The 13,676-nt window shown below is 37.8% G+C and carries 15 protein-coding genes; 5 read left to right on the forward strand and 10 right to left on the reverse strand.

Features of this window, described 5'->3' with window-relative positions; genetic code table 11:
- Positions 1-65 precede the first annotated feature (65 nt).
- From MS6x_RS04330 to MS6x_RS04340, 3 genes are all read right to left on the reverse strand, one after another.
- A complete protein-coding gene (locus MS6x_RS04330) occupies positions 66-350 on the reverse strand; it encodes a hypothetical protein (protein ID WP_482605556.1) in 285 nt (94 codons plus the stop codon).
- Positions 351-788: 438 nt separating this feature from the next.
- On the reverse strand, positions 789-1,832 hold the full coding sequence (locus MS6x_RS04335; protein WP_482605557.1) for a lysophospholipid acyltransferase family protein: 1,044 nt from the start codon (positions 1,830-1,832) through the stop codon (positions 789-791).
- A 4-nt stretch (positions 1,833-1,836) separates the two neighbouring features.
- Positions 1,837-2,757, reverse strand: a complete 921-nt coding sequence (locus MS6x_RS04340; RefSeq protein ID WP_482605558.1) for a bile acid:sodium symporter family protein — start codon at positions 2,755-2,757, stop codon at positions 1,837-1,839.
- Between the two features lie 256 nt (positions 2,758-3,013).
- Here MS6x_RS04340 and MS6x_RS04345 point away from each other — a divergent pair, with 256 nt between their 5' ends.
- Together MS6x_RS04345 and MS6x_RS04350 are read left to right on the forward strand one after the other, a co-directional pair.
- Complete coding sequence (locus tag MS6x_RS04345; RefSeq protein ID WP_482605559.1) at positions 3,014-3,574, forward strand: thioredoxin family protein; 561 nt, start codon at positions 3,014-3,016, stop codon at positions 3,572-3,574.
- 114 nt (positions 3,575-3,688) lie between these two features.
- Complete coding sequence (locus MS6x_RS04350; RefSeq protein ID WP_482605561.1) at positions 3,689-4,219, forward strand: GNAT family N-acetyltransferase; 531 nt, start codon at positions 3,689-3,691, stop codon at positions 4,217-4,219.
- Here MS6x_RS04350 and MS6x_RS04355 read toward each other — a convergent pair.
- Complete coding sequence (locus MS6x_RS04355) at positions 4,216-4,761, reverse strand: YfiT family bacillithiol transferase (RefSeq protein WP_482605563.1); 546 nt, start codon at positions 4,759-4,761, stop codon at positions 4,216-4,218. The genes MS6x_RS04350 and MS6x_RS04355 overlap by 4 nt on opposite strands.
- A gap of 286 nt (positions 4,762-5,047) precedes the next feature.
- Here MS6x_RS04355 and MS6x_RS04360 point away from each other — a divergent pair, with 286 nt between their 5' ends.
- Positions 5,048-5,686, forward strand: coding sequence for a peroxiredoxin (locus MS6x_RS04360; protein WP_482605565.1), 639 nt, complete (start codon positions 5,048-5,050; stop codon positions 5,684-5,686).
- Positions 5,687-5,814: 128 nt separating this feature from the next.
- A complete protein-coding gene (locus tag MS6x_RS04365) occupies positions 5,815-6,009 on the forward strand; it encodes a cold-shock protein (protein WP_027064347.1) in 195 nt (64 codons plus the stop codon).
- 498 nt (positions 6,010-6,507) lie between these two features.
- On the opposite strand, the gene MS6x_RS04370 is transcribed toward MS6x_RS04365, so the two are convergent.
- From MS6x_RS04370 to MS6x_RS04380, 3 genes are all read right to left on the reverse strand, one after another.
- The gene (locus MS6x_RS04370; protein ID WP_482605567.1) at positions 6,508-7,440 is read right to left on the reverse strand and encodes a peptidylprolyl isomerase; all 933 of its coding nucleotides are present in this window, start codon (positions 7,438-7,440) and stop codon (positions 6,508-6,510) included.
- A 90-nt stretch (positions 7,441-7,530) separates the two neighbouring features.
- The gene (locus MS6x_RS04375) at positions 7,531-8,943 is read right to left on the reverse strand and encodes a M28 family peptidase (RefSeq protein ID WP_482605568.1); all 1,413 of its coding nucleotides are present in this window, start codon (positions 8,941-8,943) and stop codon (positions 7,531-7,533) included.
- Positions 8,915-9,796 carry a PPK2 family polyphosphate kinase gene (locus MS6x_RS04380; RefSeq protein WP_482605569.1) on the reverse strand — a complete coding sequence of 294 codons (882 nt, stop codon included), beginning with the start codon at positions 9,794-9,796 and terminating at the stop codon, positions 8,915-8,917. The genes MS6x_RS04375 and MS6x_RS04380 overlap by 29 nt, the downstream gene beginning before the upstream one ends.
- Positions 9,797-9,990: 194 nt before the next feature.
- Here MS6x_RS04380 and MS6x_RS04385 point away from each other — a divergent pair, with 194 nt between their 5' ends.
- The gene (locus MS6x_RS04385; protein ID WP_482605571.1) at positions 9,991-10,683 is read left to right on the forward strand and encodes a hypothetical protein; all 693 of its coding nucleotides are present in this window, start codon (positions 9,991-9,993) and stop codon (positions 10,681-10,683) included.
- A gap of 16 nt (positions 10,684-10,699) precedes the next feature.
- Here the strand turns inward: MS6x_RS04385 and MS6x_RS04390 are convergent, their stop codons facing one another.
- The 3 genes from MS6x_RS04390 to MS6x_RS04400 are packed head-to-tail and all read right to left on the reverse strand — an operon-like array spanning position 10,700 to position 13,676.
- Entirely contained in the window at positions 10,700-11,863 is a 1,164-nt protein-coding gene (locus MS6x_RS04390) for a sigma-54-dependent transcriptional regulator (protein ID WP_482605572.1), read from the reverse strand.
- A gap of 14 nt (positions 11,864-11,877) precedes the next feature.
- Positions 11,878-12,753 (reverse strand): DUF6268 family outer membrane beta-barrel protein, encoded by an 876-nt coding sequence (locus MS6x_RS04395; RefSeq protein ID WP_482605574.1) that lies wholly within the window; start codon positions 12,751-12,753, stop codon positions 11,878-11,880.
- Positions 12,732-13,676 carry a mechanosensitive ion channel family protein gene (locus MS6x_RS04400; protein ID WP_482605576.1) on the reverse strand — a complete coding sequence of 315 codons (945 nt, stop codon included), beginning with the start codon at positions 13,674-13,676 and terminating at the stop codon, positions 12,732-12,734. Before MS6x_RS04400 ends, MS6x_RS04395 begins: the two co-directional genes overlap by 22 nt.

Genomic DNA, 13,676 nt, shown 5'->3' on the forward strand with positions numbered 1-13,676 from the left:
GTGTTAGACAAGACGAGCTCTTGTATCATCAAAAAAGAAATACATATTAGACATCAAGCACGAATTTATAAAGTTGATAGTGGCACAAGCTTAATTTCTATGTTACTGTTAATTTTTAACTCCATACCATTTTTGTGGGCAAGTACCACCAACTCTTCTACTCGTTTTTTAGCCTGCCGCAGTCGTATAATCCGTTCTGCAGAACTATCAGCAGAATCCTCCACGGTTTCTCTAAGATTTAGTGATTTGACAGTGTGAAATTTAATTTTGTCGTTGAGCAATGATAATAGTACATCTGCCGCTTCCGCCGGATTAAAATTCCCTTCTATGAATGTAATATTTTCGTTCATCTATTAACTACTGATTAGGTATATTCTTTTAGAGTAGATTGATACGGTAAAACGTTTGTTAATCATTCATATTTAGTTAGATAGCTTTCCTATTTTTTTAAATACAATGCGAAGATCGCACATTATACCTATTAATTATTATCTATATTAATTATCTTTTATATAAAAATATTTTATGTTTTTTCTGTACCATACAGAATGTCTGCCACAACGAGATTTTCCATTAGCAATGAAACCCTTAAAATTTATTCGATAATGCAGCCTCTCACTACTGCTAGATTTAAAGGTAAGAATAAGTTGGGTAGTAGTACAAGAGAGATAATGCCATTATTAATAAGTACGGGGACATTTAAAGTAGCTTAATACTAAATAAAGTCCTCTTTTAATCAAGCGAGATTTTGGTGTGCGATTCTTGTTTAACATCTCTTTGACCATCTTTTAGGTAGCGAAATATTTTACGTAACCCACATTAAAAATCCATAGCAAGCACAGTATTCCCACAGCCCACCAAAAATTTATGGCAATCAATACTACTACGAACAACAAAATGGAATACATTATGAAACCACCAAACATTGTCACAAAACGGAACGTACCCATAAATTCGGGCTCGGGAACCTTAGGCTTAATCAAAAGCCTCCAAACAAGTATTACCGGCAGGTTTAGGGCCATGAAGATAATTTGAAAAATGGAGAAACTATTAATAACGGCCTTGCTTTCATCCTTAACCGGATGTGCTAAAACAGTCTTTCCTTTCAGTAAGCGATTACAGTTTACAGGGTCTAAAAAATCTGCCTTTTGAGCTTTAAGGTAACTAACATTTTTAGCATAGTCTTGCTCAGGTGAAATGTGCGTCGTGAGTGTTTTTAAGCGCATCGCCACTACGTTTCTAATTCTTACAGCCGACCCGGGCAAATCTTCTTTATCATACAATGTCTGGAAAGGAATAGGTTCACCGAAATACACAGCGGCAGAACTCGGAAATTTTTCTGCATTCGAATAGTTAACTCCAACTGGTATTATCTGAATATCTAACTGCGGAGAAAGTTCCGCGGCACGAAACAACACCCTAGTAAAGCCTTTACTTAAGGGCCTTACGCTTCGTTTTAAGCTATGATTACCTTCGGGAAACATAACTATGGCCTCGCCTTGGGCTAATACCCTGGCACAGGTATCAAAAACTGCATCGTTCTTGGATAAGGTGCTCCTACCATCGCGAATACGATAAATCGGAATCATTCGTACATACTTAAAAAGTGAATCCAATACACTCCTACCAAATACATCGGAGCGTGCCAAAAAGTAAGGTTTTCTATTACAGTCTACTGCAATCAATAACACATCGATTAAAGCATTCTGGTGATTTGGTAAAAACAGTACAGGTTTGTTTTTAGGTATATCCTCCAGCCCATATACCCTAATTTTTCGATGATAACAATGTAGACCAAACAGGATAATATGTTTGAGCACCCAATACAACATACGCCTATATCAATTTTTGAATCTGCACCCTTATTGCGTTCCAGAAACTTGCCAGTACCAAGCCAGATACAATATGCCAAATTCCCCAAAATGCAGCTAAAAGCGCCATACCGCCAAGACCATCGAAAAAAGTAAAAATCAACAGTAGACCCAAACCGGAATTTTGAATCCCGGTTTCTATAGTAATCGATTTAGTGTCATCAGTATTGAGCGCAAAGACTTTTGCAAGTGAAAAACCGGTAAAAAAGGCTAGGAGATTATGAATAAGCACAATCCAAAACACATAAAAAATATAGTCTAAAAAAACGACTCTGTTGTTGTACAATGCTAAAAATACCAAGAGGATAAAAAACAATAGGGAAACTACTTTTAATACTTTGGCCATTTTTAAAGCAAGAATAGGCTGCCAATAGTTAACCAACATACCTAAAACCAACGGAACCCCTAATAGGAGACTTACCAATTTAACCATTTGCCAAGGAGCAATGGCCACTTCTTGTAAAATAGTAGCGGTTGGCTCATATAAAGAACCCCAAAGCTGAAGATTCAATGGTGTCATTACGACAGCTAACAAAGTGGCTATCGCGGTTAGACAAACCGAGAGTGCGGTATTGCCTCCTGCCAAATGCGAAATAAAATTAGATATATTTCCGCCAGGACATGCGGCTACCATAAACATCCCTAAGGCTATACTGGGATAAGGGTCAATGCTCCAAACTAGCAAAAACGTTAACGCCGGCAATACTAAAAACTGACTTAAGACACCAACCAAAACCGGTTTGGGCTTAGACCATAACTCTTTAAAATCGCCAATCGAGATTTCCAATGCGATACCGAACATTACAAATGCCAGAACAACGTTCATTGTCCAAAGCGCCTCCCCGTTATAATTTATGTGTATGTTGTCTAAAACTGTCTCGGTCAAAAAAATAGAGTTTTAATAGCTTGTTTTCCGTATACCCTATCATTTTGGTCAGGGTAGCGATAAACTGTAGCAACCAAGATACTACTTTCAGTTTTAAAACTAGTAATTCGTTAGCCAGCAAATCCTCACGCTTATTTTATAAACCAGTTCAAAAGAAGTTGGCATAGATAGATTCGTTGTACGATTAAAAATGAGGTTTAGACATTAGATCTAGTACAAAAATACTATGTAACTTAGCTACAAAACGTAACAGGAAATGGCAAGAACAGAAAGTAACATGTTAGCCCTAGGTACTAAAGCACCGGATTTTAAACTACTGGACACGGTAAGTAACACTATTCTTGATTTACAATCAAGTAGTGGAGCAAAAGGAACCGTTATCATGTTCATCTGCAATCATTGTCCGTTTGTTCTCCATGTGAATCCAGAAATTTCGAAATTAGCCAAGAAATATCAAACCAAAGGAATCGCATTTATTGCTATTTCAAGTAATGACATCATAAACTATCCTCAAGACAAACCAGAATTAATGAAATCAAAGGCTATCCAGGAGGGTTATACGTTCCCCTATTTATATGATGCTACCCAAGAAGTAGCCAAAGCTTATGATGCTGCCTGCACTCCGGATTTTTATCTTTTTGATGAGGGGTTAAAATTAGTCTATCGCGGACAATTAGACGATTCTAGGCCTGGTAACGGAATACCAGTAACAGGAAGCGACCTAAGAAAAGCTATAGATGCCCTATTGATGGGAGCTCCTGTAATCGAAACGCAAAAACCAAGTATTGGTTGTGGAATTAAATGGATACGAAACTAAGTTTTACTGTTAGGCATTATAAACCCAATAGCGATAGAAAGATTTCCTTACTAAACTCCGATTTAAACCCTGATCAAGAAAAAATTTAATCTAGAACGGAACAGCTGTACGTCTATGACCCAAATTATTCATTTTGAACCTTTAACAGAAGAAACGTTTGACACCTACATAAAAGTGGGCACAAAGGCTTATAACCAGCATTACCGACATTTATGGCCAAACGGGGACACGTATCCATACATACAAACCAGTTTCACCCACGCAGTTTTAGCGGAAGAGCAACACAATCACAATACACAACTATTTTTAATCAAACAACAGACACAATGTGTGGGTATCTTAAAACTGACTACGGATTGCGCCCTTGATGGTTATTCTGAAGAAGAAGCATTGTATCTGGACAAAATCTATATTATAAAAGAAGCCTCCGGTAAAGGGATAGGAACAAAAACGCTACAATTTGTTCACTTAAGAGCGAAGGCGAAAAACAAAATTTTGGTTTGGCTTGCTGCTATGCAAAAAGGACCCGCGTTACACTTCTATCAGAAAAATGGGTATAGCATTCATGGTAAGACCGAAATCAGATTCAAACAGGCATTAGAAGCTGAAAAACCTATGTTTATCTTAAAGCAGAAGATAAACTAACTCAACATCCAACCCTCTCGTTGAATTAAATTTTGAATATGCGCCAAATGGTGGTTCCCATGCCAAACATATTTACCTATATTTTCTGCCACGCTAACCTTCGTATTGCCCACTGGATGCTCATAACATCTATTTAACTGTTTTTCGGACAATCCCTTTAACATAAATACCAATTTGGAATGAACTGCCTTGAGATAATTTAGTGAAAGAGAAATGGGGGCAGTTTGTGCATCAAGAAGATCGGACCACGCCTTTTCTTCATAAGCTTTTATTACGGGGTTTTCTTCCGTTAACGCCCATTTAAAGCGCGTATAACTATGATGGTGACTATCCGCAAGATGATGTATTACTTGTCTAACCGTCCATCCCTCAGGCCTATAAGGAGTTTCCAATTGAACCTGGCTCAGGCCACTTACCGAAGCTTCCAATCGCACGGGAAAGGTTTCCAAAGCAAGTATCCATTCCTTAATTTGAGCGTCACTAATGTGTTTAGGACAGGTAAAATGCCCTAAAGGATAGCGTAATTCCTCTAGATGTTTCATGTGCTAAATGTAGTAAAGTAACTACTATTTAGTACTAATACACATTAAAAATAGTGATAAACAAGAATTAACAGCTCTAAAAGATAGACACAAAGCGATTTCCCAAAGTCCCTATTATCCAGTTCCGTGTAATGAGGTTGTTCATTCTCAATCGCTAAGGATATAAATTCATCCCAATAGCTTATGGAGAAATTTTAATACATTTTTAACCGAAAAAACCCGGACTTGAATCTATTATTCTACTAAATTTGTAGGGTAATAAATAACACTTAAAAATTAAATTATAATGGCAACATTGAGATTGGGCGATACCGCTCCAAATTTTACAGCAGACAGTTCAATAGGTATGATCAACCTATATGATTATTTAGGCGACGCATGGGGAATCTTATTTTCTCACCCAGCAGATTTTACACCGGTATGTACAACGGAATTGGGCACTGCGGCAAAATTTAAAAATGAATTTGACAAAAGAAATGTAAAAATGATTGCCTTAAGTGTAGATGGAGTGGATTCCCATGCCGAATGGATAAAAGACATAAACGAAGTGCAAGAGACGACCGTAAACTTTCCTATAATAGCTGACGACGATAAAAAAGTCTCCGCTTTGTATGATATGATTCATCCCAAAGCGGATAACAATTTAACCGTACGTTCGGTATTCATAATTGCTCCTGACAAAAGTGTAAAATTAACCCTTACCTACCCTGCTTCAACTGGTCGTAACTTTAATGAAATACTTCGCGTTATCGATTCTTTGCAACTTACTGCTAACTATAAAGTTGCAACTCCTGCGAACTGGGAAAGCGGCGATAAGGTAGTGGTTAGTCCAGCAATTAAAACAGCTGAAGCTCGACAAATTTTTAAGAACGGTGTAGAAGAAATAAAACCCTATTTAAGAATGACCCCAGACCCCACTAAATAATTTAGTCCGATAATTCTCTAAGGCAATTGATTTCTAAACACTTATCCATAATTTAATATTGTTAAATTATAATAATTAAAAAAATAATAGTATCTTTGCGCTTTAATTAATATATAATTTTTTCTATTATGAGTAAAGGAACAGTAAAATTCTTCAATGATTCTAAAGGATATGGTTTCATCACTGAAGATGGTTCGAACGAAGATCACTTTGTACACATTTCTGGCTTAATCGACGAAGTTCGTGAAGGTGATGTTGTAGAATTTGAACTACAACAAGGTAAAAAAGGATTAAATGCCGTTAATGTAAAAGTAATTGACTAGGTAACGATTAAACTTTTTTATAGTATAAACCCGATTCTGTTAGAATCGGGTTTTTTTGTGCCAAATACCTAAATATTAAGAAATAACTAACTTTAGAAATTTTTTGTTGAACCTTACGCAACCATAAGGGCACAATTGCATCTTATACATAAGCAAAACTATAGTTCACTTTTCAGTCGAACATGTTATGAATGCCTTTTTTCTAATTCAACCATGCTTGATTATCCTTAACATGATTAGCCTTTTTCGGAGTTTTACAAAAACCAAGAAGTGATTTTCTTACCGCCGTTGGTAGGGAATTTTGTGCTTAAGTTGTTTTAATAACAACGTCTATATTTATTAGAACTTATGGGAACTTTTTTAATCATAATCCTCGTACTCCTCTTACTAAACATCGTACTCTTTTTATTTAGTTTACCAAAGGCCAAATAACAAAAAAACACCTTGATCAAACCAATCAAAGTGTTTTTAAAATATGCAACGTATGTCTGTAATGAATTAGCTTACTCCCATTAATTCTACATCAAAAATAAGCGTGGCGTTCGGAGGAATAACCCCGCCAGCGCCGGCACTTCCGTACGCTAAATCCGATGGAATAACAAACCTGGCCTTATCCCCTACTTTTAATAGCGATATACCTTCATCCCAACCCGGGATTACATTTCCTACGCCTAACTGAAAATCAATAGGCTCACTTCTTTTATAAGAAGAATCAAAAACTTGACCATTTAACAAAGAACCTTCGTAATGGACGGATACTTGTTTTCCGCTTTCTGCCTTTGCTCCTTTTCCTTCTTGTATCATTTTATAGCGCAATCCAGAAGCCGTTTCCTCAAAACCTGCAGCCACTTTATCCAGTTCAGCAGCTTGTTCGGCTTTAGCAGCTGCAAGACGCTCCTCGCCAGATTTAGAGAACGTATCAAATGCTTTAACGGCATCCCAAACTTTCGCATCTGAACCAACTCGTACAATCTCCACAGAATCCAAGGAATCTCCTTGGGCAATAGCATCGACCACGTCCTGACCAGAGGCCACATGACCAAAAACCGTATGCTTATTATCTAACCAAGGTGTAGCAATATGGGTAATAAAAAACTGACTACCATTGGTTCCAGGGCCAGCATTGGCCATAGAAAGTACTCCAGGTGCATCATGTTTCAAATCTGGATGAAACTCATCATCAAATTTATACCCTGCATTTCCGGTACCCGTTCCTAAAGGACAACCACCTTGAACCATAAAATCCGGTATTACACGGTGAAAGCTAAGGCCATCATAATAAGGCTCCCCCTCAGATTTTGCTGTATTTTGTTTTTTTCCCTCTGCTAAGGCAACAAAATTACCGACCGTACCCGGTGTTTTATCGTGCGTAAGTTTAACAAGTATCTCTCCTTTTGTCGTATTGAATTTTGCGTAAATTCCGTCTTCCATTATCCTATTTTTTAATAAGGCGCAAAGGTATGGAAAAATGTTAGGAATATTTAGAGCAAGTAACGAGAGGCTTAGATGCGTAAGTGCACCTTACCTATTATCTGTTTCTATGCCATACATATCAAAAAGGTATACCAAACTAGCCATAGCAGCGGCACCAAGCTCCAATTCCCGTTTGTTCACATGTTCAAACTTATCGTTGTTAGAGTGGTGATGATCAAAATAGCGCTGTGAATCGGGTTTTAACCCTGCCAACACAACTGTGTCATTTTTTAGGGGACTTATATCGGCACCACTGAATCCTTGCACCAACATAGTTACTTGGTAAGGTTCCAACAAAGGCTTCCAGCGTTCCACACGTCTAAAATCCGCCTCCGAACTGTCGAACGAAAATCCTCTTGGGGTAAATCCTCCAGAATCACTTTCCAGAGCAAAAATATGGTTCTCATTATTTTTTTCTGCAACTTCAGCATACTTCAGACCGCCACGTAAACCATTTTCTTCGTTCATGAACAGCACCACTCTAATGGTGCGTTTGGGTTTATAATCAATTTCTTTGAACAACCGCAAAACCTCCATACTTTGCACGCACCCAGCACCATCATCATGTGAACCATCGCCTAAATCCCAAGAATCTAAATGTCCGCCTACCACAATAATCTCATTAGGATGGGTAGTTCCCTTAATTTCACCAATAACGTTAAAACTTTGTACGTCATCAAACTGTTTGCAGTTTTGCTTAAAGTAAAAACTAATTTCCGGATTTAGCTTTAATGTAGCGCTTAGCAGGTCAGCTGCATTTGTACTTATGGCAGCAGCCGGAATTCTTTGGTTAGCTGGCGTATCACCATAACTCATACCTCCCGTATGTGGAAAATCGTCCAATCTTAAGTTCATGGAACGAACAATAACACCTATAGCCCCAAACTTACCTGCCTCCCTTGCACCAAAACCACGCTGGTCTACCGCACCAGAGTATGCATCAAACGTATTGATGTGCTTTGGATCCAGTGGTCTGTTAAAAAAGACAATCTTACCAGCAATCTTAGCAGCACCTAAGGTATCCAGCTCTGCTATACTATGAACCTCTACGACCTTTGCTTTTATCCCGTTTGTAGGTGTAGGAACAGAACCCCCCAAAGCTGTAATAGGCACATTTGTAGTACTACCTGGTTCCGTTTCGAAATAAGCAAATTCAGGTGTGCCCCTAACCCATTTAGGCACCATGACCGGCTGTAACCAGACTTGATCCAAACCTAAGGCATCTAGTTCTGCCTTTGTATAATCAACCGCCTGTTGCGCTTGAACAGAGCCAGACAACCTACCACCAATCTGGTTTGAAAGATGATTTAGCCAATCATATGCTTTTCCCTGGGCAAGCGCTGCATCATAAATTTTGCGCAGTTGAATCTCGTCATTCGTTTGTGAAAATAGAACCTGACCTAAAACCAAACATAAAGTCAGAAAGCTAATGTTACCCTTCGTTTTGTAGTTGCTTTTCATAGGTGTCTAAATTAGCCATTATTTTAGCATCCAATTGCGGCTCCTTGATATCTTTGTATTTTTTTAACCTTTCTAAAAGTATGGTCGCTACAATCACACGAGCTGCTTTTTTATTATCTGCAGGAATGATATCCCAAGGTGCATACTTGGTAGAGGTATTGATAATGGCTTCCTCATAACATTTTTGATACCTTTCCCACAACTTGCGCTCTTTAAGATCGCCGGGGGAAAACTTCCAATGTTTTCTCTTTAAGGAAAGCCTTCTTAGCAGACGTTGACGTTGTTCTTCTTTGGACAGGTGTAGAAAAAACTTAAAAATAAGTGTGCCGTTCTCCACCAAATGGCGCTCAAAATTATTGATCTGCTCAAAACGCTTGTCCCAAAAATCTTGGTCTATATCTGCCACAGTATGTATTCCAGGGATTCGTTCTCCAAGAATATACTCCGGGTGAACCCTTGTTACCAGCACATTTTCATAATGTGTTCTGTTGAACACACCGAACTTACCCTTTTCTGGAAGCACGATATAATGACGCCAAAGAAAATCATGATCTAGCTCTTGTTCGGTTGGCACCTTAAAACTGTGTACTTCTACTCCTCTTGCATTAAAATCCTTAAATACCTCACGAACTAAACTATCCTTGCCGGCTGTATCCATTCCCTGTAAGCAAACCAATACGCCATACTTGTTATGTGCATAGAGGGTATCCTGGAACTCCCCTAACGTTTTACGCGTCTTTTGCAAATCCTTTTTGAGTTGTTTATCAGACAGGCCAAAGTCTTGATGCGTGGCCCTGTTAGCGATTTTAGTAGTACTACTGGCGCGATATTCTTCACTTTTTATATAATCCATACCGAAATATAAAAGTTTTAATCGATGAAATACACTCAAATGTTAAAAAAATATGCGGTTCAACATACGATTATACCTTTTTACCTAATTAAACACTTAGGTGGTGTTTTCCGTCGAATAGTATATTTAAAATACCACAGACCGTAGTAATTTTATCTCTGTAAAAAGTCCCAAATTTTACGAACAAATCTTTAATGATGAACAAGACCTATATCTTCATCAGTGTCATGGCACTGTTACTATTTTCCTCTTTTACATCCAACATGGAGTGCGAATACGCAGGTTCCAATATTGGCTTTGCCAAATCACAAACGGAAGCTGCTATAGCAAAAGATGATATAAACAAAGCACGGTATTATGCATATAAAGCCTTGAACGCTATTGAAAAATCAAAAAAACAATTAGCCATTTGTGGGTGTGAATATGCCGAAATTGATTTAGAAGAAGGTTTAAAAAACCTTAAAATGGCGACGAAAGCTACCTCTCTTAGCGCAACACGTATATTTTTAGAAAGGTCCTTAAAACATACCCTTGGCGGAATAGACGCACTGGAATCACACGAGCTACACCAGAGTAAATACGGTAACAACGTACTTGCCCTTAATACCAGTACGCCAAGAAAGAATAGAACAATACTCTTAAATGAACAAGGTATTACTTCTTTAAACGAAAAAATTGATATTTCCTTAAAGAAATATAAAGCCTCCCTTCAAAAGATAGTAGAAACGGTAGACTGCAAAGAAGCTCGTGCATTTGCCAAGAACATTTTTGACAATTGCGAAAAACAGCTGTTAAAGAGCGATTTATCGGAAGGTAATAAATACTACAATCTAAGAACCAAGGAAATTACAGCAGATGCCCTGCTTCGAATTCCTAATTGTCTCTAGCCTAAAGGATAAAAAGTTATTTACTTGCAAATAGTTTTACATCGTCTTCGGAAACCTCGGTACCACCCAAAATAATAAGACGTTCCACAACATTTCTCAACTCTCTAATATTCCCGGTCCAATCATAAGCTTTGAGCAATTTTATAGCCTTTTCACTAAAGGTTTTTAAAGGGATTCCCTGCTCATCGGTTACTTTTTTACAGAAATATTCTATCAACAGGGGTATATCATCCCTTCTATCGTTTAAAGAAGGCACTTGAATTAGGATTACGGCGAGCCTATGATATAAATCCTCACGAAAATTACCTTCGGCTATTTCATGTTTCAGGTCTTTATTGGTTGCTGCCAATACTCGGACGTCAACTTTTATGTCCTTGTCCGTTCCTACCCTAGAAATTTTACTCTCCTGCAATGCCCTTAACACTTTAGCCTGTGCAGAAAGACTCATATCACCGATTTCATCTAAGAAAATGGTGCCTTTGTTCGCAGCTTCAAATTTACCTGCCCTATCTTTAACGGCAGAGGTAAAAGCTCCCTTTACGTGGCCAAACAATTCACTTTCTATAAGTTCCGATGGTATCGCAGCGCAATTAACTTCAATAAAGGGCGCTCCACTTCTTTGGCTTTTTTGGTGAAGCCAGTGGGCCACTAATTCCTTACCTGTTCCGTTAGCACCTGTAATTAACACCCTAGCATCGGTTGGAGCTACTTTTTCGATCATATCCTTTATCCCATCTATCTCGGCACTTTCACCAATCATCTGATAGGTCTTGCTAACCTTCTTTTTAAGAATTTTATTTTCTACCACCAGTTCTTTACGATCCAAAGCATTTCTAACAGTGGTCAATAGTCTATTTAAATCAGGGGGTTTTGAAATATAATCAAAAGCTCCTAGTCGCATGGTATTTACGGCGGTATCCAAATCGCCATGCCCAGAAATCATAATAAAGGGAATTTCCGGTTTTATTTTTCTAGCGGCCTCAAGAACCTCTACCCCATCCATTTTTGGCATTTTTATATCACAAAGCACAAGATCATAATCTTTATTCTTGATGGTTTCCAATCCTTTTAAGCCATCCTCTGCTTCTTCTACCACATACGCATCATTCTCTTCGGATAGGATTTTTACCAATACCCGTCTAATAGCCGCCTCGTCCTCTATTACTAAAATTCTTGACATATCTTTTTATTTGTTTATAATCCTATTCTAAAACCTGTCCTAATATAAAAGCTAGGATCTTCGTTCAAGGTAAAAATATCATTTCTATCCTCATCTCTCAAAACTCCTAGTTGAAATATGGTGTGTCCAAAAAATCCATAAAAAGACATTTCTTTAGTTATATTATAGGAGTATCCAAGTGTTATAACTGCAGCTGATGATGATATAGACGATGCAAAGGTAGCGTCCGGTAAAGCAGTATTGTTCTGCAGATTTACAAAATACCCGTCTAATATGAACTCTGTTTGTACCATATGTTTTTCATCAAAATGATGTTTCATACCTGATTTAGGCACCCCTATCACATACGACCAACTAGGATGAAATCTTTTTTCAAAATACACCACCGGCAAAGGAACCCTCAGTGCTACCGTAGAATTGTAGGCAATACCTAGGACCAAGCGCGTTGGTTTGTCTAAATAAGGTCTATCCCTAAAGGCACCAATCGTGGCATTAATAGAAAAGTCACCATTCTCCAAAGGGTTGGTTAGCGTGGATGCCAGTCGCGGGGTGAGCACTCCTATAAGTCTCCAGTCCCTATCATACCTATGCACATATCCTAAGTGAATATCGACCACATGAAAATAATTTAGACCTTGCTGGTTGATAGCAATATCTTCTCTATCCAAGTCATATGCCAAACGATTATACTCGCCACCTACTACTATAATACTGGAATCACCAATCTTAATAGGAACATTTGCGACTAATTTAATACGGGCCAATCTTGCACCTGAATCATTTCTGGGCAAAATCATATACTCTGCCCTGAACACATCTGGAGTTTGCGCTAAAATAACACATATAGGCAGTAATAAGAATAGAATTATTAATCCTCCTTTTGCTTCCATTCCTTGCCTAAGTTTTGAATATCGCTATGTTGAAATGGCTTTTGCTGAAAAATATGGACATCTCGTTGAGGAAATGGTATAGTAATATTATTCTTTCTGAATTCTGCATCTATTCGATAACGTATTTCACTTTTTATTCTTGGGTCGGTAAAGCTATCGCTAATAAAGAAATTAAGTGAAAAGAGTAGTGCCGAATCACCAAAATCATCAAACAGTACGAACGATTTTGGACTTTTTAATACTCCTTTTTGATTTTGCAAGACCGCCTCCAAAATCTTGGTCACTAATTGAACATCGCTACCGTAAGCTACTCCAATTTTAACACTCTCCCTAGTGGTTTTGTGATTCTGAGTATAATTATAAACAATATCACTGATAAACTTATGGTTGGGTATGATAATAATTTTATCATCCCTGGTAATAGCCCTTGTTGTGCGCAGCTTAATCTCAAAAACCTTTCCTACCTTGCCGTCTACTTCTACGATGTCACCTACACGAAGTGATTTGTCAAGAATAATAAATATCCCTCCTATGATATCTTGAAAAAGCTCCTGTAATGCAAGACCTAAACCAACAAAAAGGGCCGCTGAAGCAGTAATTAGTATCGTAATGTTTATACCGGCCGTACTCATGGTAAACAAGATTACCACGATATAAACAAGATACTTAATAAACTTAAAAATACTGACAAACTTAAGTTTGTCCTCTGTTTCCATATTGCGTGTAAAAAATCTGCGAACCCACTTCATAAAAAAGCTAGTTCCTATAAACGCAATGGTTAATAACAACAAAAGACCAATAGTAATGTCTATGGATTTATCTCCACTTCCAAAATGAATTCCAAGTTCCAAAAATTGCTTTATAGAACCCCAAATATCATTCTCAATAATTTCCTTTAATTTCTCGGTTTTTTCTTGAACCAT

The organism is Maribacter sp. MS6 (genome assembly GCF_056839185.1).